Here is a 21,143-nt window from a genome sequence, read left to right as displayed (position 1 = left end):
ACGCTCGCTTCGACATCCACCTCGCGCCAGAAGGAGATCAAGCACCGTGATCCGGGAATTCACCTACGAGGCGTTGCCGATGCGCGTCGCCTTCGGCGCCGGCGCGGTGCGCCGCATCTCCGAGGAGGCCGAGCGCCTCGGCATCGAACGCGCCTTGGTGCTGGCCACCCCCGGGCAGACCGCGCTGGCCGGAACGGCGCGCGACCTGCTGGGCGAGCGCGCGGTGGGGATCTTCGACCGGGCCCGCATGCACGTGCCGGTGGAAACCGTCGCCGCGGCCGAGGCGATGGCCGCGGGTCTCGACGCCGACGGGTGCGTCGCGATCGGCGGCGGATCGACGATCGGGCTGGGCAAGGCGCTCGCCCTCCGCCTGGGACTGCCCGTGCTGGCCGTGCCCACGACGTACGCCGGATCCGAGATGACGCCCATCTGGGGCCTCACGGAGAACGCCCGCAAGCAGACCGGCCGAAACCCCGCCGTGCTGCCCAAGTCCGTCATCTACGACCCCGAGCTCACCCTCGCCCTGCCCGCCGGCATGTCCGCCACCAGCGGCCTCAACGCCATCGCGCACGCCGTGGAGGCGCTCTACGCCCCCGATACCTCGCCCGTCATCTCGGCGATGGCCGAACGAGGGGTCCGCGAGCTCGCCGGATCGCTGCCGGCCATCACCGGCGACCCGGCCGACATCGACGCCAGGAGCGCGGCGCTGCAGGGCACCTGGCTGTGCGGGGCCTGCCTGGGCGCCACCACGATGGGCCTGCACCACAAGCTGTGCCACGTCCTCGGCGGGAAGCTCGACCTGCCGCACGCGCAGACCCACGCGGTCGTGCTGCCCCACGTCGCCGCGTTCAACCTCGACGCGGCGCCCGATGCGCGATCCGCCCTGCAGCGCGCCCTCGACACCGCCGACCCGGCCGAAGGCCTCGCGGAGCTGGCCACGCGCCTCGGCGCACCGCGCGGCTTGGCCGAACTCGGCGTCTCCGAGGCGGACCTGCCCGCCGTCATCGAGGAGGTTCTCGCAAGCCCCTACACCAATCCACGCCCGGTAACCCGCGAAGCGCTGGAGCGGCTCATGCACGCCGCGCTACACGGCGGCCCGACCACCACCTAAGGCGTCGTTTCCGGCGCGCGGGCGATTTCGCGCGAAATCGCCGCTCCGTGTGAGGGAGGGATGGCGATTTCGATGCTCCTATTGTTTGTCAAGTGGTGGTGAGGGCGAGGTCTGTGGTGATGGTGCGGTAGATCTTGCGGACGAGGTAGCGTTTCAGGCACCGCATGATGTCCTTTTTGGATAGTCCTTGTTGGGTGCGTTTGTGCACGTAGCCGCGGGTGTGTTGGTCGCCGGAGCGCGTCGCCGACCGTTCCGCCGACCTCGCCGGCCAACGCGTCGTCCTCGGCAGCGGGAGCGCTCACCGGCTCCGCCGCGACCGCGGGCACCCGCGCATACCGGGCCTGCCGCCGGAAGCCGTCCACCAGGCGGCGCGCGGCGATGGTCCACAGCCATCCCACGGCGGAGCCACCCACCGCGTCTCCCGCGAACGCCTCGCCGGCGCGCCACACGGCGAGGTAGGTCTCCTGTATGACCTCGGCGACGAGCTGCTCGTCGGCGCACCTGCGGCGCAGCCGCAGCGCCAGCCACGGCGAGGTGCGCCGGTACAGCTCCTCGAACGCTGCGCGGTCGCCTCGCGCGATGCGGCGGACCAGCTGCGCTTCGTCCAGCGAAGCCATCGGCACCCGGTTTCCCCTCACGCCCCGGAAGACGACGGGCGGACACCCAGCGGTTCTCCAAGTGGCTCAGATCACATTTTGACGGCAGGAGAACCCGGGGCGGCGACCGGCACGACTTACGGCCGGATGCCGCCGGACGGTACTCCGGCGGGACGGAAACCAATCTCGTCCTAATAGGACCAACACCGGAGGATGTCGTTGTGCTGAAGAAGAAAGCCGCCGTCATCGGACTTACCGTTGCGGCGGGCGCGATCATCACCGCCACCAGCAGCGGGGCGTTCGCCGCGCCCATGTCCGGCGCGGCCCCCGTCCCGCCCAAGGGGGCCCGGGCGACGGTCCAGGTCGGCCCGAATCCCGTTTGGCGGGGCCAGCAAGTGACCATCACCGGCGACTGCGGCGGCGGGACCGGCCTCAAGGCCGTGCTCAGCGGCTTCTCGGAAACGAGGCCGGTACTGGAGGACGTGCGCATCGTCGACCCCAATCCGGCCGGATTCCTCGCGAAGGGCCGGCTGAGCGACGCCGTGGGCAACGGCGTGGGCCCGGTCTTCGTCGACTGCGGCGGAGAAGCCGGGGTCACCCTCGTCGTCACCCACGCCTGACCGGACCCCGCGCCGCCGCGAGCAGCGATCACCACTTGCGGCGGCGCGCCCCCTCGGATCCGTACACTGGCCGGCAGGAAAGCCATGCCCCGAAAGGAAATCACCACGTGCTCGCGTTCGGCGTCCCGGACACCCTGATGGCCTCCTACGGCGGGAGCGAAGCGGGGAGATCCTGGATCGCCGCGCTGCCCGGCCAGGTCGCCGAGTACCTGGAGACGTGGGACCTCACTCCCGACGGGAACGTCGCCGCCGGGGAGGCCTCGCTCGTGGTGCCCGTGGTCCGCGCCGGCGGGGAGCGCGCGGTGCTGCGATTCCAGCTACCCAAGGAGGAAACCAGGGCCGCGCTCATCGGATTGTGGGCCTGGAACGGCAGCGGGATCGTGCGGCTCCTCGACCACGACCCGGCGAACTGCACGATGCTGCTGGAACGCCTCGACGGCTCGCGCACCCTGACCTCCGTCGCGGATGACGACGAGGCGATGGGCATCCTCGCCGACTTGCTGCGCCGGTTGACGGCCGTGCCCGCGCCGGAGGGGTTGCGGGGGCTCGGCGAGATCGCCGCCGAGATGCTCGACCAGGCGCCCCAAGCGGTTTCGGCACTGACCGACCCGGCCGATCAACGGCTGCTGCGCTCGTGCGCCGACGCGATCGCCGACCTGGTCGACGAGCCCGGTGATCGGCTGCTGCACTGGGATCTGCACTACGGCAACGTCCTCGCCGGCGAGCGGGAACCGTGGCTGGCGATCGACCCGGAGCCGCTGGCGGGCGACCCCGGGTTCGACCTGTGGCCCGCCCTGGACAGCGAGTGGGACGCGGTGGTGGCCACCGGCGACCCGATCCGCGTCGTGCACCGGCGGTTCGACCTGCTCACCGAAGCCCTCGGCCTGGACCGGGAGCGCGCGGCGGGCTGGACGCTCGGACGGGTGCTGCAGAACAGCCTGTGGGACGTCGAAGACGGCGCGACCTCACTCGCGCCGAGCCACGTCGCCATGGCGCAGGCCATGCTGGAACGCCCGACAGGCGAATACTCGGGCTGAGGGGCACCTCAAAGGCTGGAGTTTCGCGGTTTTGCCCGCGACATGACGGCCCGGAAGGACGTTCCGGCAGGTCCGGAGCCGTGCGTACTTTGTGCTGCCATAGCGACACAAAGTACGCACGGCTGGAGTGACCAGCAGGAACATCGAGCGCGAAACTCCAGTAGGGGCATAGCCACCCAAAGGCCCGCAGACTACGTGCGTGCAGTCATCGCGACAGGCGACGGAGTTTGGTGGGATTCCTCGGACCAAGAGTTGGAGAACCGCGTCGCGTTCCGCTTGGAGCAGCAACGTCGCGTGCTCGACGCCAGCGAACCGAAGGCGATCTCCTTCGTCGTCACCGAGATCGCGCTGGACCAGGTTGTCGGCAGCACTTCCGTGGCGCGCGGGCAAGTTCTGCATCTTCTCCAGCTCGGCGAGCGTCCTAACATCGCCGTCCAGGTGCTTCCGCGGACAGTCCCGAACAACCCGTTGCTCCACGGCGGGCTCATCACGCTTGACTTCGCGCCTTCCGCACCGCGGATCGCGTTCGCTCCTGTGCCCTACGGGCCATCGACATATCACGATCAAGAGGCAGACACTGGCCCCATGTTTCGCGCCTACGAACGGGTGCGGGAGTTGGCGCTGGACCTGGATTCGTCCCGCACCCTCTTGATCGACAAGCTGAAGGGCATGGAGTGATGGACTACGACACCGGCTGGTTCAAGAGCAGCCGCAGCGGTGCTGCCAACGACGCTTGCGTCGAGGTTCGATTAACCGGTCTTGGTGTGGCGGTGCGGGATTCGAAGGCACCTGATGCTGGGCACATCACGGTCAGTCACGCCGCGTGGCGGACTTTTTTGAAGAACCTCAGCTGATCCGCAGCGGCCATGACCTGCTGGTTCATCCGCTGCTCGGTCCTGCGTACCCGTGAGCGTTTTGGGGCGCTCTGGCACCCCAAAGCACTCACGGCACTTGACCAGCAGAAACGCGCGCCTTTCGCAATTCGGATGACGCTGGATCACCTCAACCACTAGCGGGCCACATCAGGGCTCCGCTATGCGAAAACGGGGGAAGGCCCCGCCTGCAGTGCGGGGCCTTCCGATTTCACCGGTCGGTATCAGTAAGCGCCGCCGCCCTTGATGAAGCCGACGTTCAGCAGGCGGTTCGTCGAGCCGGAGCCCGGGTTGCGCACCGCGTTCTGGATTCCGTTGTTCACCAGCGCGTCGCGCACCTGCGCCGGCGTCGCCGACGGGTTCGCCGTCAGGTACAGCGCGACCGCGCCCGCCACGTGCGGGGTCGCCATCGACGTGCCGCTCTTGCCGCCGGAGCCGCCGCCGTTGAGGGTGGACGTGATGTCGGTGCCCGGCGCGAAGATGTCGGTGCAGCGTCCGTAGTTGGAGAACGACGACCGGCTGTCCTGCCGGTCGGTGGCGTTGACCGTGATCGCCTCCGGCACGCGGGCAGGCGTCGAGCTGCAGGCGTCGGTGTTCGAATTCCCGGACGCCACGGCGAAGGTGACGCCGCTCTGGATCGCCCTCCGCACCGCGTTGTCGGTCGCGGTGTCGGCACCGCCGCCGAGGCTCATGTTCGCCACCGCGGGCTTGGTGGCGTTGCGGGCCACCCAGTCGATGCCGGAGATGATCTGGGAGTACTGGCCCGAACCCTGGCAGTTGAGCACGCGGACGCTGACCAGCTTCACCTGCTTCGCCACGCCGTACGTCTTCGAGCCGACGGTGCCGGCCACGTGCGTGCCGTGGCCCTGGCAGTCGGAGGCGTCGCCGTCGTTGTCGATGAAGTCGCGGCCGTCGCTGACGCGGCCCTCCAGGTCGGGGTGCCGCTTGTCCACGCCGGTGTCGAGGATGTACGCCGTCGCCCCCGACCCGGTGTTCGGGTAGGTGTAGCTGCGGTCGAGCGGCAGGTTGTTCTGGTCGATGCGATCCAGGCCCCAGGTGGGGTTCTGCTGGGTGCCTGCGATCCGGGCGACGCCGTCCTGCTGCACGTACGCGACCGCCGGGTCGCCGGCCAGCCGCTTGGCCGCGGCCTCGTCGAGCTTCGCCGCGAAGCCGCGGATGGTCGAGGTGTAGGTGGCGGTCGTGGTGCCGCCGTACTGCGCGACGAGGCGCGCGGTGGTGCTCGTGGTCGAGGCCGCGGTCGCGTTCAGGTCCTTCAGCACCACGATGTAGCTGCCGGTGACCGGCTCCGCGGCGGGGAGGATCTTGCCGGTCGGGGCCGCGGTGGCTGGAGCGGTGGCCAGCGCAGCGGCGAAAACACCCGCGCCGAGCGCGGTGATCAGCCGGATCTTGCGTCCTTGTCGCATGTCGGGTGCTCCCTCTTCAGTTATGGCTGCCATACGGAGGTGGTGCCGCACAGCCATTTCCGACACGATCGACTGATGCCCTGATGATGATCAATCCGTGTTTCATTACGTAGGGGTACGTGTCTTTCGGCGAGGGGAGAGCACATGGCGCGCACCCGGCGCCCCGTTCGCCCGCAGATCCGCACCAGCTCACCGGTGCTGGTCGGGCGCGCCGAGCAGCTCGCATCGCTGCAGGCGGTGGCCGTTTTGCACCCGGCCGTGGTGCTGGTCGAGGGCGAGGCCGGAGTCGGCAAGAGCCGGCTGCTGACCGAGGTGCTCGCCGGCGAGCTCGGACCGGCCACCTCGCTCATCGGGTACTGCCGTCAGGTAGGTGAACCGTTCCCGTACGGGGCGGTTCTGGAGGCGCTGCGCGGCGCGAGGCCCGCGCGGCGGCCGGAGCTGAGCCCGGTCACCGGCGTCCTCGGCCCGCTGCTCCCGGAGATCGCCGAGCACCTGCCGCCCGCGCCGGACCCGCTCGGCGACCCGCGCGCGGAGCGGCACCGGCTGTTCCGCGCGGTGCGCGAGCTGGTCGGCGCGCTGGGCCCGGTGCTGCTCGCCATCGAGGACCTGCAGTGGGCCGACGACGGCACCCGGCAGCTGGTGCGGTTCCTGATGAGCGACCCGCCGCCGAACATGACGATCGTGGTGACCTACCGGCGCGAGGACGTGCCCGGCGGACTGCCGCTGGGCGGCGCCTACCGGCCACCCAACGGCGTGGTCAGCGTGGTCCTGGCGCTGAGCCCGCTCGGCGTGGACGACGTCCGCGCGCTGACCGAGGCGATCCTCGGCGAGAAGCAGGTGTCCGCGGAATTCGCCGCCCGGCTGCACGAATGCACGGCCGGAGTCCCGTTCGTCGTCGAAGAAACGTTGCGGGCGCTGCGCAACACCGTCGGCACGGTGCGCACCGACGGCGCCGCCGCCCGCCGGCTGCTCGACGCGGTCGAGGTGCCGGTGCTGCTGCGGGACGCGATGGCCGAGCGGCTCGCCGTGCTGCCGACCGCGGCGACCAGGCTCGTCGAGACGGCCGCGGTGCTCGGCGCGCCCGCGACGGAGGGACTGCTCGGCGCGGTCGCCGGCGTCCCGGAGCCGCGACTGCGCACCGCGCTGACGCACGCGTTGAGCGGTCACGTGCTGCACGAGCTGGACGGCGGCTACGGCTTTCGGCATTCGCTGGCCAGGAAAGCCGTCTACGACACCATCACCGGCCCGGATCGCGCGCACCTGCACGCGCGCGCGATCGACGTGCTGGCCGGGGTCGAGCCCAAGCCGCTGAAGCAGCTCGCCGAGCACAGCGAGCGCGCCGGCCGGGTTTCGGAGTGGCTTTCCTACGGGGAGGCTGCCGCCGACCGGGCCGCCGAGATCGGCGACGCGGCGACCGCCACCGAGCTGCTGCAGCGGTTGCTGAAAGAGCCGGGGCTGCCCGCCGAGCACGTCGACCGGCTCGCGATCAAGCTCGGCCAGATCGCGCACACCGGCCTGGACCAGCACGATCCGACCAAAACGCTGGAACGGCTGCTCAGCGACCGGCGGCTGTCCACGTCGGCGCGCGGCGAGGTGCGGCTGTACCGGGGGCTGCTGTTGCTGCGGCAGGCGGGCGGGCTGGTGGAGGCACGTTCGGAGGTCGAGCGGGCGATCAACGAGCTGTCGGAATGCCCGGACCTGGCCGCGCGCGGCACCGCGGTGCTGGCGATGCCCTACGTCGGGCAGACACCGCTCGACGAGATCCGGCCGTGGCTCGCGCGGCTCACCGAATACCGGTCGAAGGCCACTGGCGAACTGCGGTTGTCGTTGCAGGCCAACGAGTTCGGCTCGCGCATGCACCTCGGCGACGCCACCGTGCTCGCCTCGCTCGACGAGCTGCCGGAGGAGGTGGCGACGGTCGGCGAGCAGCGCCACCTCGCGCGGCTGCGCTGCAACCTGGCCGACGCGTGCGAGTGGACCGGGCACCTGCGGATCGCCGACGAGCTGCTGCGCGGCGGCCTGCGGATCGCCGCCCGCTGCGGCGCCCCGTTCGTGATCAGCACGGCCAGGGCCACCCGGACCCGGCTGGACTGGCTGACTGGCGAGTGGGCCGGGCTCGACGAGCGGGCGCACCGGATGCTCGACGAGTACCGGGACCTGTTCCCGGTGGTCAGCGAGCTGAGCCTGGTGCTGGGTTCGCTCGCGATGGCCCGCGGCGAATGGGCGAGGGCGACCAGCCACCTCACCGAAACGGGCGCCTTCGCCCCGGACGAGGCGATCAGCCCGGTCGCGATCGCCGGCTGCGCGGGGCTGGCCTGGACCCTGCTGTCCCAGGACGAGCCGGCGAAGGCCTGCGCGGACGTCGACCGGGGGCTGGACATCTTGCGGCGCAAGGGGGTCTGGGCGTGGAGCGGCGAGCTGGGCCCGGTGGCGGTCGCGGTGTACCTGGCGGCGGACCGCGAAGCGGACGCGGCGCGAGTGGTGGACGAGATCGCCGCCGGAATCGCGGGTTCGGGCGTGCCGCTCGCGGTGGCGGCGCTGGCCCAGTGCCGCGGCCGGCTGGCCGAACACCGGGGAGACCGGACCGCGGCGATGACGCACTACCGCGATTCGGTCGCGCACTACGAGGAACTGCCGGTGCCCTACTACGCGGCGATGGTCGCCGAACGAGCGGCCACGTGCCTGCTGCCCACCGATCCGGGACCTGCGCAGGAGGAGCTGTCCGCGCTGGTCGACGTGTTCGACCGCCTCGGAGCCACCCGCGACGCGGCGAGGTGCCGCCACCTGCTGCGCGGCGCGGGCGGCGGCAAGCCTTCCCGCCGGGGCCGCCGGGGTTACGGCGACGAGCTGTCACCGCGCGAAGAAGAGGTGGCGCGGCTGCTCGCCTGCGGGCACACGAACCGCGAGATCGCCGGAATCCTGTTCCTCTCACCGCGCACGGTCGAGCACCACGCGGCGAGAGTGCTGAGAAAGCTCGGCGTCACCTCCCGCGAGCAGCTGAAGAACTAGGGCGTGTCTCCCATATCGGGTAAGCCACGCGGTGTCCTGCCTCCTCGAAGGTGGCACAGTCCCACCAAGCCGGCGAGATTCAACGACCGGATGCGACCTGGCCCAGCGCGTCACCGTCCTGTCCCAGTTGACCTGGTACTCACCTACTTCGCCGACGCCACCCTCCAGGACACGATAGGATAGTGACGTCGGCGCCTTCACCGGATCTGCCCGGCGACTGATCTCGGCTGCGGTGTTTCAGTTCTGCCCGCACCGACACGCTCCCTGCGCATCAAAGCGGTGAGCACATCGAACGCCTCGACTCGTTCCAGCCTCTGGATGCATCGTCCCTGTCGTCAACCCCGCGTCGAACCGCAGCCTTGACGCCGACCAGACCGATCGGACGTGAGACCGCACAGGTTCTTCGGCCGCGCAAAAGAACGGAGTGAAAGCCCATGAGTACCAACAGAATTACCAACGGAATCGAACGAGCGATCATCGAGGACATGCTCGATCGCAACCGCGAAGCCCTGATCGAGACCGCACGCGGCCTCTCCGAAGCCGACGCCCGCCGCCGACTCGTCGCTTCACTGACGACACCGATCTCCTTGATCAAGCATGCCGCGGCCGCCGAACGGATCTGGTTCCAACGATTCTGGGCGGGCCTCGACGAATCCGAATGCGACGGATACTCGAACCGGGACGAGGGCACCTTCACCGTCACAGATGACGAGCCGCTAGCCGACGTGATCGCCGAGTTCGAACGCGCAAGCCAACGATCACGTGAGATCGCCGCCCGCTTCAGCCTCGACGACACCAAGGACAACCCGCGTGAAGGAACAGTCAGCATGCGATGGACCCTGCTCGCCATGATCGAAGAATTCGCACGGCACGCAGGACACGGCGACATCCTTCGCGAACAGATCGATCAGGCCCCACATCGAAAGCCAAACCCGTGAGACTTCGGTGCCAGGTTCCCGGGATGCAGAAGCCGCCACACGGCATACGAGGTACGACTGGACCACCACTCTCGGTGTTCACCACGGGCCGCCGCTTGGTGCTGCTCAAGCGACACCAGATCGCCGGTCGCCGCGGATTGATCGTCACCGGCCAAGCCGGCACCGGCAGGACAACCGCAATCACGCAACCCGGCCGCGATCATGAACTCCTAGTCCGCTGAGAGCTCGCTGCAACCGACGGAACCCGCCTCCCTGCATCAGACCGACGGTTGCAGCCGTGCCGGTCCGCGATCCGGCAGCAGTTCGCGGACCAGCTCGGCGACCTGCGCCGTCTCGATCAGGAATCCGTCGTGGCCGTGCAGCGAGGTGATGGTACGCAGCGGCCCGGCGCCGGGGATCGCCTCGGCGAGGCGGCGCTGCTGGTGCAGCGGGAAGAGGCGGTCGCTGTCCACACCGGCCACGCAGGTCCGCGCCCGGATCCGGCTCAGCGCCGCCTCTTCCCCGCCTCTCCCCCGGCCCACGTCGTGCCCGGACATCGCCTGCGCCAGCGTCACGTAGCTGGCCGCGTCGAAGCGTCGCACCAGCTTGTCGGCGTGGTGGTCCAAATAGGACTCGACGGAGTACCGGCCACCGTTCCAGGGGTTCTCGCCGTCCTGGTGGTCGATGCCGAAGCGGTCCTGGAGCTCCTGCGGGCTGCGGTAGGTGATGTGCGCGATCCGCCGGGCCACGCCCAGCCCGGCGTGCGGGCCGCGACCGGCGGGCAGGTCGTGGTAGTGGCCGCCCAGCCAGTCCGGATCCGCCCGGATCGCCTGGATCTGCGCCGAGGACCAGGCGATCTGCTCCGCAGAGGCCACGGCGCAGCAGCTCAGCAGCAGTGCCGCCGACACCCGGTCCGGGTAGGTGGCGGCCCATTCCAGCGCGCGCATCCCGCCGAACGAGCCGCCGATCACCGCCGCCCACGACCGCACCCCGAGCTCGTCAGCGAGCCGCGCCTCCGCGCGCACCGAATCCCGCACGGTGATCACGGGAAACCTGCCGCCCCAAGGACTTCCGTCGGGCGCGGCACCGGCCGGGCCGGTGCTGCCCTGGCAGCCGCCGATCGCGTTCGGGGCGACGACGAACCACCGATCGGTGTCCAGCGCCCGGCCCGGCCCCACGAGCGCGTCCCACCAGCCTGGGCTCGGGTGGCCTTCACCGGCCGGCCCGGCGACGTGGCTGTCGCCGGTCAGGGCGTGCAGCACGAGCACCGCGTTCGAAGCGTCGCGGTTGAGGCTTCCCCAGGTCTCGTAAGCCAGGCTGGCCGCCGGGAGCTCGCCGCCCGCGTCCAGCCGCAGCGGCTCGCGCAGGCGCAGCCACCGGCGCCGACCGGCCGGGCTCCCCTCCCGCCACGCCCCGGTGGCGGGAAGGGAGCCGGTCGCCTGCGGTCGGCTCATCGCTCCAGCTCGGCCTTGGCCGCGCGGAAACCGGCTTCGAGGTCGGCCTTGAGGTCCTCGACGGCTTCGATGCCCACCGACAACCGGACGAGGCCCGGCGTGACACCGGCGAGCAGCTGGTCCTGCTCGCTGAGCTGGCCGTGCGTGGTGCTCGCCGGGTGCGCGATGAGGCTGCGCACGTCGCCGATGTTCACCAGGTGGCTGAAAAGCTGCACGCCGTCGACGAATGCTCGCCCGGCGGACGTGCCTCCGCGCAGCTCGAACGACACGACGGCGCCCGCGCCGCGGGGCAGGTACTTCTGCCCGGCTTCGTACCACCGGCTGGAGGTGAGACCGGCGTAGTGCACCGACTCGACCTCGTCGCGCTCGCTGAGCCATTCGGCGAGGATCTGCGCGTTGCGCGTGTGCCGCTCGATCCGCAGCGACAGCGTTTCCAGCCCCTGCAACAGGAGGAAGGCGTTGAACGGCGAGATGGCGGGGCCGAGGTCGCGCAGTCCCTGCACCCGCAGCTTCGCCGCGAAGGCGCCGTGGCCGAGGGCGGGCCAGTACTGCAGGCCGTGGTAGGACGGGTCGGGCTCGACGAATCCCGGGAACCGCTCGGAGTGGGCGCCGAAGTCGAAGGTGCCGCCGTCGACGACCACGCCGCCGATGGCGGTGCCGTGGCCGCCGAGGTACTTCGTCGCCGAGTGCACGACGATGTCCGCCCCGTGCTCGATCGGCCGCAGCAGGTACGGCGTCGCGATGGTGTTGTCGACGACGAGCGGGACCCCGGCCTCGTGCGCCACGTCGGCGACGGCCCGCACGTCCAGCACGTTCGCCCGCGGATTGCCGAGCGTTTCGGCGAAGAACAGCTTCGTGTTCGGGCGTGCGGCGGCCCGCCAGGCGTCGAGGTCGTCGGGGTCCTCGACGAAGCTGACCTCGATGCCCAGTTTCGGCAGGGTGTGCCGGAGGAGGTTGTGGGTGCCGCCGTACAGCGAAGAGCTGGACACCACGTGGTCCCCGGCCTGCGCCAGGGTGAGGATGGTCAGCGTCTCGGCGGCCTGGCCGGACGCCAGCGCCACCGCCGCCACGCCGCCTTCCAGCGCGGACACGCGGTTCTCGAGGACCTCCTGGGTGGGGTTGTTGATCCGCGTGTAGATGTTGCCGGGTTCGCTGAGGTTGAACAGGTTCGCGGCGTGTTCGGTGTCCCGGAAGACGTACGACGTCGTCTGGTAGATCGGCACCGCGCGCGCACCGGTCGCCGGGTCGGGCTGGGCGCCGGCGTGCACCTGAAGCGTGTCGAACGACCAGGCGGACTGGTCGAGAGCGGCGGAAGAAGCGTCAGCACTCATGCGTGTCTCCTGAGCAAAACGGCATGCGCCGACCGCAGCGCGGCGACGCGGCCTGGGAGTGGTCGACGGGAGTCCGCCGAAAAGCATTGCGATGAAGGCGGTTCCGCAGGCACAAGGCGGGAGCGCTATGGCAATCCAAGGCGCCCACGAGATCCGAGCGGAAGCGCAGAACTGCGACATTCCCGGGCGACAGCCCGAGGAATCAGAGGATCAACACGCCGAAGTGGTCACGCGCACGTAGTCGACGTGCCGACGGATAACCAAGCGGATCATGAGCCGAAGAGTAGCGGGTTGATCGCGGCCCGCAAAACGTGTTCACCGGTTGAGACGAACGCCGCCACGCCGATCAGCGGACCGCGCCCACCGCAGATCATCCACAATGGACACGCAACTCGGCGACATCAGCCGGTTCGCCAGCCGTTTTCGAGCAGGTCGAACGCTGCCGCGACGGCCTCTTCGGAACGAGGGCCGCGGGCCAGCGCGCGAGTCTGCAGCGCGAAGTGCGCCAGGGCGGCGCACTTAGGGTCGTCGTCGGCGCATCCCGCCTGTTCCGCGATCGCGGCGGCGAGCGCGGCCCGATGGCGCATCCACATCCGGTCGGCGTAGGAGCGCAACGCGTTGCTGGACTCGCTGAGCGCCACGAACGACTCCCACCGCGGATCGCTGCTGACCCGCTCGACCGCCTGCAGCACGTACCGGCGCAACGCGGTCGGGATGGACTCGCCGGGCGCGCGATCCCGAACGGCCGCGACGAGTTCCGCCTCGTGGTCGGCGGCCTCGTCGAAGACGAGCGCTTCCTTGCTCGGGAAGTGTTTGAACAGCGTCGTCGTCGACACGTCGGCGGCGTCGGCGATCTCGCGGACGCTGACCTGGTCGAATCCGCGCTGGAGGAACAGCTCCACGGCGGCGTCGGCCAGAGGGCCTGCACAGCGCGATCTCCACCGCCGAGCCCGACCTCTCCGACATCCCCTGACCGCCACGCCCGGCCCAGGCACCACCTCCGCCCCACCTGCCAGGCGCTCACCGGCGACACCACTACCGACCAGCAGATTTCGGGTTTCCCATGCCCTTACGGCCGCGTTTCCGCGGAGCTATCCTGCACCTGCGGTGGTCCCGCGCGTGGGGACGCGTCGGGGGTCCGGATCAGGTCGGGGGGCCGGTTCGCAGTGAGCACCGGTACCGGACATCGCGTTCGCCTCGGCAGCCGAACCGTCGACGATCTCCACCCGGGGACGCTCGTCGCCGGAGAGGAGGTGCCAGTCATGAGATCAGATGCTGCTCGGCCCGGTCTTCTCGAATGGGAGCCCCCGGAGTTCGACGAAGTCGAATGGGAGACGCCCGAGTTCGAAGAAGTCGTATGCGCCTCGGAAGTCACGATGTACGTCGCGCGGCTGGAGGACTAGGCGCGGTGGGACGACCGGCAGTCGATCCCCGGGCGCCGGCGGCCCGGCGCCCGGCCACCGCGGGACCGCGATGAGCACGGCGGTGCGCCCGTCGAGCCGGCCTCGGCTGGCGCCGCACGTTCGCCTGGGGTTCGACCGGGCCCGCAGGCGGTACATGCTGCTGGGCCCGGAGTCGGTGACGGTCCTGAACACGACCGGCGCGGCCATCCTCGATCTGTGCGACGGGCAGCGGACGGTCGCCGAGATCGTCGCGAAGCTGAGCTCCCGCTACGACCACGTCGCCGACGACGAAGTGGCGCAGTTCCTGACCCGCCTCGCCGCCAAGCGGTGCGTGGAGGCCGACGATGACTAGACCGTTCGGTTTGCTGGCCGAGCTCACCTACGCCTGCCCGCTGCACTGCCCGTACTGCTCCAACCCGCTCCGGCTCGCCGACTACGGCGACGAGCTGACCACGGCGGAGTGGCGCCGCGTGCTGACCGAGGCTCGCGAGCTCGGCGTGGTGCAGGCGCACCTCTCCGGTGGTGAGCCGCTGCAGCGCCGGGACCTGGTGGAGATCGCGCGCACCGCCGCCGAACTGGGCCTGTACACGAACCTCATCACCAGCGCGATCGGCCTCTCGCCGCGCCGGGCGGAGCAGCTCCGGGCCGCCGGTCTCGACCACGTGCAGATCAGCGTCCAGGCCCACGAGGCGGCGTTGTCCGACCGCATCGCGGGCACTCCTTCCTTCGAACGCAAGGCCGCGGCGGCCCGGACGGTGAAGGACCTGGGCTGGCCGCTGACGGTGAACGTCGTCCTGCACCGGCAGAACATCGACCGGATCGCCGACATCATCGCGCTGGTCGAGCGGCTGGGCGCCGACCGCATCGAGCTCGCCAACACCCAGTACTACGGCTGGGCCCTGCACAACCGCGCCGCGCTGCTGCCCAGCAGGACGCAGGTGGAACGGGCGGAGCAGGTGGTGCGCGCGGCGCGGAAGCGCCTGGAGGGGCGGGCGGAGCTCACCTACATCCTCCCCGACTACTACCTCGACTTCCCCAAGCCCTGCATGGGCGGCTGGGGGAAGCTGCAGCTCACCGTGGTGCCCAACGGCGACGCGCTGCCCTGCCCGGCCGCCCACACGCTGCCGCTGCCGCGCGTGAACGTGCGCGAGAAGTCGCTGGCATGGATCTGGGCGGAATCGCCGCTGTTCCAACGCTTCCGCGGCACCGGCTGGATGCCCGAGCCGTGCCGCGGCTGCCCGCGCCGCGAGATCGACTTCGGCGGCTGCCGCTGCCAGGCGTTCCTGCTCACCGGCGACGCGGCGCGCACGGACCCGGTCTGCATCCTCTCGCCGGACCACGAGATCGTGGCCGAGGCGGTGCGCGTCGCGAACGCGGAGACCAGGCCGGTCGCGGAAGTTCTCGCACCGCGCCCGCACCCCCGCGACACCCGGTAGGAACCGGACAGCCCGGCGCGCGATGCCAGCGGCGGAACACGACCGGATCACGGTGCGGGCGTTGCTCGCGCGCCCGGGCTACCGGCGGTGGTGGGCCGCCGCGGCGATCTCGCGCGCCGGGGACGTCCTGGCCGGGGTGACGCTGCTCCTGCTGGTGCTGGACCGAACCGGCTCCGGAACGGGTGTGGCCGGCGTGGTGATCGCCGACGTCCTGCCCGTGCTGCTGTTGGCTCCCCTGGCGGGCATCGTCGTCGACCGGTGGCCCCGGCGACGGATCATGATCGCGGCAGATCTGGTCCGCGCGGTCCTCGCCGCGACGCTGCCCCTGGTCGATGCCCACGTGTTCGCGATCTACGCGATCGCGTTCGCGCTCTCCGCCGCCGCGGTGTTCTTCAACCCCGCCGCCAACAGCCTGCTGCCCGCGCTGGTCGGCGAACGCGAGCTCGTCGCCGCCAACTCCGGTGTCTGGACCATGGCCATCATCGCCCAGATCGCGCTCGCGCCACTGGCCGGAGTGCTCGCCGCCGCAGCCGGCTTCGCCGTCGCGTTCTGGGTCAACGCGGCTTCATTCGCCGCCAGCGCCGTGCTGCTCGCCGGGTTGGCGGTGCCCGGTCACCGCGCCGCCGCGATCAGCCGGGGCTGGCTGCGCGACTCCCTCGACGGCGCGCGCTTGCTCGTCGCCGACCGGCTGCTGCGGGCACTGGCCGCCGCCCAGCTGCTCGCGGCGCTGTCGGCCGGGGCCATCAGCGCCCTGCTCGTCGTCCTCGCCCGGGAGCGGCTCGGACTCGGCCCGCAGGGTTTCGGATGGCTGCTGGCGGCGATCGCCGTCGGCGCCGTCGCCGGCCCCGTCCTGCTGACCCGGGCCTTGCGCGGCCGCGCCGGCCCGAACGTCGTGTTCGCCGCCTTCGGGCTGCGCGGCCTGGTCAACGTGCTGCTGGCCGTGACGACATGGCCTCTGTTGGCCGCCGCGTCACTGCTGCTCTACGGCCTGGGCACCTCGACGGGAACCATCGCCTTCACCAGCCTGGTGCAGACCCACACCGACGAGACGGTGCGGGGGCGCGTCTTCGCCGCCTTGGACTCGCTGTTCCAGGCGGGCAGGCTGGTGAGCCTCCTCCTCGGCGGCCTCCTGGCCGACGCGCTCGGCATCACCGCCGTCTACCTCCTCGGCTCCGCGCTGCTGCTCGCCGCAGCGGCGTGCGGCTTCGCCCTCGCCCGGGATCCCCGCCGGCGATGAACGCGCTGGAGTCATGGAGGCTGTTTTTCATGTCGTGGCATTCATGATGTCGGGGATCCCACAGCGAGAAGGCCCCTGAGGTTCCGCCACCCCGCACCGAACGAGCCTGGAAACAAGCTCTCAGACGCTGCGCAGCACCGAGACGACCGTGCCCAGCACGGCGGCCTTGTCGCCGTCGATGACTTCGTAAGCCGGGTTGCGCGGTTCGAGGTACACGTGGCCGTTGCGGCGGCGGTACACCTTGACGGTGGCCTCGTCGTCGATCATCGCGGCGACGATCTGGCCCGAGTGGGCCTCCGACTGCTGGCGCACCACGACGATGTCGCCGTCGCAGATCGCGGCGTCGATCATCGAGTCACCGCGCACCCGGAGGCCGAAGACGTTGCCGCGCCCGGTGAGCTCGCGGGGCAGGGTCAGCACGTCGTCGACGTGCTCCACCGCCGAGATGGGCGTTCCGGCGGCGATGTCGCCGACCACGGGCACGGGCACCGAGTGCTCGGCGGACTCCCGTGTGGACGGTTCCCGGAGGAACGCGCGCACGTCGATCGGGCGGGACATCGTGTTGCTGCGGCGGAGGAAACCCTTCTCCTCCAGGCTCGCCAGGTGCTTCGAGACCGAAGAGGACGACCGGAGCCCGACGGCCTCGCCGATCTGCCGAGTGCTCGGCGAGTACCCGTGCCGTATCACCCAATCCCGGATGGCGACCAGGATTCGCTGCTGGCGCAGCGGCAGGGTCGAGGGGTCCAGGTGCTCGAACAGGTCGAGATCGTCGTAGGCGGCCACCCGCTGAATGGTAGAGGTGCACACCCGCGACCGGCCCACCGCCCTGCGAGGTCATCGGGTCGACACTTTGCTCTTGCGCTAAGTGTTGCGAAGGGTTAATACTTAGCCTCATGGCTCAGTATTCGGCTGTGCTCGACGGCGTGTTCATCGCACTCGCCGATCCGACGAGGCGCGCGGTTCTCCGGCGGCTCGGTCGCGGACCGACGAGCGTCGGCGACCTCGCCCGGGATGCCCCCATGACGTTGCCGTCGTTCATGAAGCACGTGCGGGTGCTCGAGTCGAACGGCCTGATCCGCACGGCCAAGTCCGGCCGGGTGCGCATCTGCGAGCTCAACCAGGAGCGGTTCGCGCTCGTCGAGGACTGGCTCACGGAGCAGCGGCGCATCTGGACGGACCGCACCGATCGCCTGGAGCGGTTCGTCACCAACCCGAAGGAGGAGCAGTGAACACCGAACTCGACCTCGGCATCGACCGGGTCATCCGGGCGCCCCGCAAGCAGGTGTGGGATGCGTGGACCGACCCGGCCAACCTCGCGCAGTGGTGGGTGCCCGCCCCGACCCGCTGCCGCGTCGAGCGCCTCGACGTCCGGCCCGGCGGCGCGTTCGTCACGCTGATGAGCGACGACGGCGACGCGTTCGTCCCGCACCTGGACGCGTGCTTCCTCGTGGTGGACGAGTACGAGCGGATCGTCTTCACCAACGCGCTCGACAGCGGATGGCGCCCCGCGAGCCCCGCGCCGGTCCCGATGACCGCCGAGATCGTCCTGCTGGACCACCCGGACGGCACCGACTACCGGGTCGTCGTGCGCCACGGCGACCCCGCCGCTCGCGCCCGGCACGCCGAGCTGGGTTTCGCCGAGGGCTGGGGCACCACCACCGCCCAACTCGCCCGGCTGGTCGAGGGCGAGACCGGGCGATGAAGGTCGCCGTCACGGAATTCGTCACCCTCGACGGCGTGAGCCAGGGACCAGGTTCGTCCACTGAGGACACCAGCGGCGGTTTCACGAGGGGCGGCTGGCTCGTGCCGCACATGGACGAGGCGTTCGTCCGGCGCGCGTCGGAATGGCTCGACCACGCCGATGGCCTGCTGCTCGGCCGGCGGACGTACACGGCGTTCGCCCGCGACTGGCCGGCGATCACCGACCCCGACGACCCGTTCACCGAGCGGATGAACTCGCTGCCGAAGTACGTCGTGTCGAACACCCTCGAGGCGGGGAACTGGCCGCCGACCACGGTCCTCCGCGGCGATGCCGGCGAGGCGGTCCGCGAGCTGAAGGCGCGGCCGGGGCGGGAACTGCAGGTCCACGGCAGCGCCCGGCTCGGCAGCGCGCTGCTGTCGATGGGGCTCGTCGACACGCTCCGCCTGGTCGTGGCGCCCACCGTGCTCGGCACGGGCCGACGCCTGCTCACCCACCCGACTGCGGCGACCGGCCTGCAACTCGTCCGGCACGAGGCCACGACGCGGGGCCTGCTGCTCCTCGAGTACGAGGTCACCGGCGACGCGGTGGTCGGCGACTACGAAGGCGTCACGAAACTGGGGTAGGCGCCGGGCACGAGCACCCACAATGGACACCAATGCCCACCGCGCGCCTGCTGGTGGGAGCACTGCCCCAAGCGGCAACGGGCGATCAGGACGGACTGCGGCTCAGGCCGGTGGTTCGGGTTCTGCCCGCCTGGCGGATGGCAGCCTCGCGACCAGCCTGGCTCCCGCTTCGGCGTCCTCCGCCCGGAGGGTGCCGCCGTGCCTGGTGGCGATGTCCCGGGCGAGCGTCAGGCCGAGGCCGGAGCCGCCCGCGTCTCGCGTACGCGCGTCGTCGAGGCGGGCGAAGCGGTCGAAGACCCTTTCGCGGTCCTCGACGGGGATTCCGGGTCCGTCGTCGAGGACTTCGAGGACGACGTCGTCCGCCTGCTCGCCGACTCGCACGGTGACGGCCGAGCGCGCGTGGCGCACCGCGTTGTCCAGGAGGTTCCGCAGCAGGCGTTCGAGCTGCACCGGTTCTCCCAGCACCGGCGCCGGTCCCTCCACAATGGAGCTCACGACGGGAGCTCCTGGGTCGAACGAGCGCTCGGCGACCTGTTCCGCCACCACATCCGCGAGGTCGACGACCGCCGACGGCTGCCCGTCCGGGCCGACGGCTAGTTGCAGGAGGTCCGCGGTGATGCGCTGCAGGCGCTGGACGTCGAGCAGCGACCGGTGGGCGATGTCGGGCCAGTCCGCCCGGTCCGGATGCGCGAGCGCGACCTCCAGGCCCGCCCGCAGGTTCGCTAGCGGGCTGCGCAGCTCGTGGCTGGCGTCGGCGACGAAGCGTTCCTGCTGGTTGTGGGCGCGCTGCAGGCGATCGAGGGTCTCGTTCGTCGTGCGCGCCAGCCGGGCCACCTCGTCGCGGGAGCGGGGCACCGGCACGCGCCGGTCGAGCCGGCTCTCGCTGACCTCGGCGAGCTCCCGGCGGATCGCCTCCACGGGCCGCAGCGCGCGCCCGGCCGAGAACCACGCGGCCAGGGCCGTGAGCAGCACCGCGAGCGGAACGAAGACCGCCAGGGTGTCGTCGAAGTTGCGCAGCGTGCCGAGCGCGTTCCACGGCGGCACGAACAGGTACAGCGTGAGCCGCTGGCGCTTCGCCGGGTCCGCGCCTCCCAGCTCTGCGTCCAATGTGGATCCTTCGCGGCCGGTGGGCTCCACCAGGTCGGCGGGCACGTCGTCGACCAGCCGGCCCAGCACGGTGTACGTGCGGTACTCGCGCCAATGCGGATGGTCGCCGGGCCGCAGCGTCACGCTCGTCGTGGTCGTCCAGTCCGCCGGTGCTCCGATCGGCGCGGGCGGCAGCGGTGTCCACGCCGGATCCAGGCTGCGCAGGTTCTCGCTGCGCACCACCGCCTCCCCGGACTCCGCGACGACCTCGAACGTCGCGTCGCCGGAGTGGATCGCCGCGGCGAGCGCCGGTCGTCCGCCGCCCAGAGACGCGACGTGGTAGGCGGCGACCATCCGGTCCAGCTCGGTTCGCGTCGCGTTCACCGCGTCGCCGGTCAGCTGCTTGCTCAGGAACTCGCGCGTCCCCAGCCATCCCAGCGTGAACACGAACGCGCACAGCAGCGCCGCCGACAGGGCCGTGCTCCGCCGGACCGACACCGGCCACCACCTACTCATCCGCCACCAGCCGGTAACCGACGCCGCGCACCGTGGCGATGGTGCGCCGCCCGAACGGCGCGTCCAGCTTCCGCCGCAGGGCGCTCACGTAGACCTCGACGATGTTCGGGTCGCCCCGGTACGCCAGGTCCCACACCTGCTCCAGGATCTCGTGCTTGGCGACCACCTGGCCCTTGTGCCGGAGCAGGCATTCGAGCACCGCGAACTCCTTCGCGGTCAGCGCCACCGGCTGCCCCGCGCGCCGGCACGTCCGCTTCGCGGGGTCGAGGACCAGGTCGCCGAATGCCAGCGCCGCGGCCGCACCGGCCGCGCCCCGGCGGGTGAGGGCGCGCAGGCGCGCGGTGAGCACCACGTACGAGAACGGCTTGCTCAGGAAGTCGTCGGCTCCCGTGTCGAGCGCCTCGGCCTCGTCGTACTCGCCGTTCTTGGCCGTGAGCATGAGGATCGGCGTGCTCACGCCGCGTTCCCGCAGCGCGGCGCAGACGCGGTAGCCGTTGAGCTTCGGCAGCATGATGTCCAGCACGATCACCTGGTAGGGGTGCAGCTGCGCGAGCTCCAGCCCCTCCACTCCGTCGTGGGCGAGGTCCACGGCGTAGCCGTCGGCCTCCAGACCCCACTGGAGCGTCTCGGCCAGCCGCCTCTCGTCCTCCACCACGAGCACCCGCATGGGCCGATCCTCCCAGACCCGCGGTGCCGCACCTGAAGCGTTCTTCAGGTCGTTTCAGGAACCGTTCAGGCCTCGCCCGCCACCATCGCCGAGGCGGCCGCG

General features: G+C 71.0%; 22 protein-coding genes. 14 read left to right on the top strand and 8 right to left on the bottom strand.

Annotated features, from left to right (window positions below; genetic code table 11):
* Positions 1–46 precede the first annotated feature (46 nt).
* The gene (locus BLW84_RS34930; RefSeq protein WP_245761603.1) at positions 47–1,111 is read left to right on the top strand and encodes a maleylacetate reductase; all 1,065 of its coding nucleotides are present in this window, start codon (positions 47–49) and stop codon (positions 1,109–1,111) included.
* Here BLW84_RS34930 and BLW84_RS49520 read toward each other — a convergent pair.
* Positions 1,108–1,728: an RNA polymerase sigma factor gene (locus BLW84_RS49520; RefSeq protein WP_245761602.1), complete on the bottom strand. Its 621-nt coding sequence runs from the start codon at positions 1,726–1,728 to the stop codon at positions 1,108–1,110. The genes BLW84_RS34930 and BLW84_RS49520 overlap by 4 nt on opposite strands.
* Positions 1,729–1,928: 200 nt before the next feature.
* Between BLW84_RS49520 and BLW84_RS34920 the strand changes: the two genes are divergently transcribed.
* From BLW84_RS34920 to BLW84_RS34905, 4 genes are all read left to right on the top strand, one after another.
* Positions 1,929–2,327: a hypothetical protein gene (locus tag BLW84_RS34920; RefSeq protein WP_218157593.1), complete on the top strand. Its 399-nt coding sequence runs from the start codon at positions 1,929–1,931 to the stop codon at positions 2,325–2,327.
* A gap of 137 nt (positions 2,328–2,464) precedes the next feature.
* Positions 2,465–3,364 (top strand): aminoglycoside phosphotransferase family protein, encoded by a 900-nt coding sequence (locus BLW84_RS34915; protein WP_093274554.1) that lies wholly within the window; start codon positions 2,465–2,467, stop codon positions 3,362–3,364.
* A gap of 42 nt (positions 3,365–3,406) precedes the next feature.
* Entirely contained in the window at positions 3,407–4,042 is a 636-nt protein-coding gene (locus BLW84_RS34910) for a DUF5753 domain-containing protein (protein WP_245761600.1), read from the top strand.
* Complete coding sequence (locus tag BLW84_RS34905; RefSeq protein ID WP_093274445.1) at positions 4,042–4,218, top strand: DUF397 domain-containing protein; 177 nt, start codon at positions 4,042–4,044, stop codon at positions 4,216–4,218. The genes BLW84_RS34910 and BLW84_RS34905 overlap by 1 nt, the downstream gene beginning before the upstream one ends.
* 242 nt (positions 4,219–4,460) lie before the next feature.
* Here BLW84_RS34905 and BLW84_RS34900 read toward each other — a convergent pair whose 3' ends face one another.
* Complete coding sequence (locus tag BLW84_RS34900; RefSeq protein WP_093274444.1) at positions 4,461–5,660, bottom strand: S8 family peptidase; 1,200 nt, start codon at positions 5,658–5,660, stop codon at positions 4,461–4,463.
* Between the two features lie 144 nt (positions 5,661–5,804).
* Between BLW84_RS34900 and BLW84_RS34895 the strand changes: the two genes are divergently transcribed.
* Positions 5,805–8,669, top strand: coding sequence for an ATP-binding protein (locus BLW84_RS34895; RefSeq protein WP_245761599.1), 2,865 nt, complete (start codon positions 5,805–5,807; stop codon positions 8,667–8,669).
* Between the two features lie 434 nt (positions 8,670–9,103).
* Positions 9,104–9,607 carry a DinB family protein gene (locus tag BLW84_RS34890; RefSeq protein ID WP_093274442.1) on the top strand — a complete coding sequence of 168 codons (504 nt, stop codon included), beginning with the start codon at positions 9,104–9,106 and terminating at the stop codon, positions 9,605–9,607.
* Between the two features lie 257 nt (positions 9,608–9,864).
* Here BLW84_RS34890 and metX read toward each other — a convergent pair whose 3' ends face one another.
* The 3 genes from metX to BLW84_RS34875 all read right to left on the bottom strand — a co-directional run bounded on the left by metX (position 9,865) and on the right by BLW84_RS34875 (position 13,273).
* On the bottom strand, positions 9,865–11,040 hold the full coding sequence (gene metX / locus BLW84_RS34885; protein ID WP_093274440.1) for a homoserine O-acetyltransferase MetX: 1,176 nt from the start codon (positions 11,038–11,040) through the stop codon (positions 9,865–9,867).
* Positions 11,037–12,371, bottom strand: coding sequence for a bifunctional o-acetylhomoserine/o-acetylserine sulfhydrylase (locus BLW84_RS48605; RefSeq protein WP_093274438.1), 1,335 nt, complete (start codon positions 12,369–12,371; stop codon positions 11,037–11,039). The genes metX and BLW84_RS48605 overlap by 4 nt, the downstream gene beginning before the upstream one ends.
* 401 nt (positions 12,372–12,772) lie before the next feature.
* Entirely contained in the window at positions 12,773–13,273 is a 501-nt protein-coding gene (locus tag BLW84_RS34875; protein WP_245761598.1) for a TetR/AcrR family transcriptional regulator, read from the bottom strand.
* Positions 13,274–13,633: 360 nt separating this feature from the next.
* Here BLW84_RS34875 and pqqA point away from each other — a divergent pair, with 360 nt between their 5' ends.
* From pqqA to BLW84_RS34855, 4 genes are all read left to right on the top strand, one after another.
* A complete protein-coding gene (gene pqqA / locus BLW84_RS34870) occupies positions 13,634–13,774 on the top strand; it encodes a pyrroloquinoline quinone precursor peptide PqqA (protein WP_093274433.1) in 141 nt (46 codons plus the stop codon).
* Between the two features lie 70 nt (positions 13,775–13,844).
* Positions 13,845–14,126, top strand: coding sequence for a pyrroloquinoline quinone biosynthesis peptide chaperone PqqD (pqqD, locus tag BLW84_RS34865; RefSeq protein ID WP_093274431.1), 282 nt, complete (start codon positions 13,845–13,847; stop codon positions 14,124–14,126).
* Complete coding sequence (gene pqqE / locus BLW84_RS34860; RefSeq protein WP_093274428.1) at positions 14,119–15,210, top strand: pyrroloquinoline quinone biosynthesis protein PqqE; 1,092 nt, start codon at positions 14,119–14,121, stop codon at positions 15,208–15,210. The genes pqqD and pqqE overlap by 8 nt, the downstream gene beginning before the upstream one ends.
* Positions 15,211–15,232: 22 nt before the next feature.
* Positions 15,233–16,447 carry an MFS transporter gene (locus tag BLW84_RS34855; RefSeq protein ID WP_093274427.1) on the top strand — a complete coding sequence of 405 codons (1,215 nt, stop codon included), beginning with the start codon at positions 15,233–15,235 and terminating at the stop codon, positions 16,445–16,447.
* A 120-nt stretch (positions 16,448–16,567) separates the two neighbouring features.
* Here BLW84_RS34855 and lexA read toward each other — a convergent pair whose 3' ends face one another.
* Positions 16,568–17,230: a transcriptional repressor LexA gene (gene lexA / locus BLW84_RS34850; RefSeq protein WP_093274423.1), complete on the bottom strand. Its 663-nt coding sequence runs from the start codon at positions 17,228–17,230 to the stop codon at positions 16,568–16,570.
* Positions 17,231–17,340: 110 nt separating this feature from the next.
* On the opposite strand from lexA, the gene BLW84_RS34845 reads away from it, so the two are divergent.
* Genes BLW84_RS34845 through BLW84_RS34835 form a run of 3 tightly spaced genes read left to right on the top strand, consistent with a single transcriptional unit; the run spans position 17,341 to position 18,772 of the window.
* Complete coding sequence (locus BLW84_RS34845) at positions 17,341–17,676, top strand: ArsR/SmtB family transcription factor (RefSeq protein ID WP_093274420.1); 336 nt, start codon at positions 17,341–17,343, stop codon at positions 17,674–17,676.
* Entirely contained in the window at positions 17,673–18,149 is a 477-nt protein-coding gene (locus BLW84_RS34840) for an SRPBCC domain-containing protein (RefSeq protein ID WP_093274417.1), read from the top strand. Before BLW84_RS34845 ends, BLW84_RS34840 begins: the two co-directional genes overlap by 4 nt.
* Positions 18,146–18,772 (top strand): dihydrofolate reductase family protein, encoded by a 627-nt coding sequence (locus BLW84_RS34835; RefSeq protein WP_093274415.1) that lies wholly within the window; start codon positions 18,146–18,148, stop codon positions 18,770–18,772. The genes BLW84_RS34840 and BLW84_RS34835 overlap by 4 nt, the downstream gene beginning before the upstream one ends.
* A gap of 102 nt (positions 18,773–18,874) precedes the next feature.
* On the opposite strand, the gene BLW84_RS34830 is transcribed toward BLW84_RS34835, so the two are convergent.
* Together BLW84_RS34830 and BLW84_RS34825 are read right to left on the bottom strand one after the other, a co-directional pair.
* Positions 18,875–20,356 (bottom strand): sensor histidine kinase, encoded by a 1,482-nt coding sequence (locus tag BLW84_RS34830; protein ID WP_245761597.1) that lies wholly within the window; start codon positions 20,354–20,356, stop codon positions 18,875–18,877.
* A 10-nt stretch (positions 20,357–20,366) separates the two neighbouring features.
* Entirely contained in the window at positions 20,367–21,041 is a 675-nt protein-coding gene (locus BLW84_RS34825) for a response regulator transcription factor (protein ID WP_093274410.1), read from the bottom strand.
* Positions 21,042–21,143: the final 102 nt, after the last annotated feature.

This window comes from Saccharopolyspora shandongensis (genome assembly GCF_900106995.1).
GTDB classification, from domain to species: domain Bacteria; phylum Actinomycetota; class Actinomycetes; order Mycobacteriales; family Pseudonocardiaceae; genus Saccharopolyspora; species Saccharopolyspora shandongensis.
This window is presented reverse-complemented; position numbering and strand designations above follow the sequence as displayed.

Excerpts from the sequence above, each read along its gene's own strand:
- BLW84_RS49520 (WP_245761602.1), bottom strand. The coding sequence starts at position 1,728 with ATGGCTTCGCTGGACGAAGCGCAGCTGGTCCGCCGCATCGCGCGAGGC.
- BLW84_RS34915 (WP_093274554.1), top strand. The coding sequence starts at position 2,465 with ATGGCCTCCTACGGCGGGAGCGAAGCGGGGAGATCCTGGATCGCCGCG.
- BLW84_RS34910 (WP_245761600.1), top strand. The coding sequence starts at position 3,407 with ATGACGGCCCGGAAGGACGTTCCGGCAGGTCCGGAGCCGTGCGTACTT.
- BLW84_RS34905 (WP_093274445.1), top strand. The coding sequence starts at position 4,042 with ATGGACTACGACACCGGCTGGTTCAAGAGCAGCCGCAGCGGTGCTGCC.
- BLW84_RS34900 (WP_093274444.1), bottom strand. The coding sequence starts at position 5,660 with ATGCGACAAGGACGCAAGATCCGGCTGATCACCGCGCTCGGCGCGGGT.
- BLW84_RS34895 (WP_245761599.1), top strand. The coding sequence starts at position 5,805 with ATGGCGCGCACCCGGCGCCCCGTTCGCCCGCAGATCCGCACCAGCTCA.
- BLW84_RS34890 (WP_093274442.1), top strand. The coding sequence starts at position 9,104 with ATGAGTACCAACAGAATTACCAACGGAATCGAACGAGCGATCATCGAG.
- metX (WP_093274440.1), bottom strand. The coding sequence starts at position 11,040 with ATGAGCCGACCGCAGGCGACCGGCTCCCTTCCCGCCACCGGGGCGTGG.
- BLW84_RS48605 (WP_093274438.1), bottom strand. The coding sequence starts at position 12,371 with ATGAGTGCTGACGCTTCTTCCGCCGCTCTCGACCAGTCCGCCTGGTCG.
- pqqA (WP_093274433.1), top strand. The coding sequence starts at position 13,634 with ATGAGATCAGATGCTGCTCGGCCCGGTCTTCTCGAATGGGAGCCCCCG.
- pqqD (WP_093274431.1), top strand. The coding sequence starts at position 13,845 with ATGAGCACGGCGGTGCGCCCGTCGAGCCGGCCTCGGCTGGCGCCGCAC.
- pqqE (WP_093274428.1), top strand. The coding sequence starts at position 14,119 with ATGACTAGACCGTTCGGTTTGCTGGCCGAGCTCACCTACGCCTGCCCG.
- BLW84_RS34855 (WP_093274427.1), top strand. The coding sequence starts at position 15,233 with ATGCCAGCGGCGGAACACGACCGGATCACGGTGCGGGCGTTGCTCGCG.
- BLW84_RS34845 (WP_093274420.1), top strand. The coding sequence starts at position 17,341 with ATGGCTCAGTATTCGGCTGTGCTCGACGGCGTGTTCATCGCACTCGCC.
- BLW84_RS34835 (WP_093274415.1), top strand. The coding sequence starts at position 18,146 with ATGAAGGTCGCCGTCACGGAATTCGTCACCCTCGACGGCGTGAGCCAG.
- BLW84_RS34825 (WP_093274410.1), bottom strand. The coding sequence starts at position 21,041 with ATGCGGGTGCTCGTGGTGGAGGACGAGAGGCGGCTGGCCGAGACGCTC.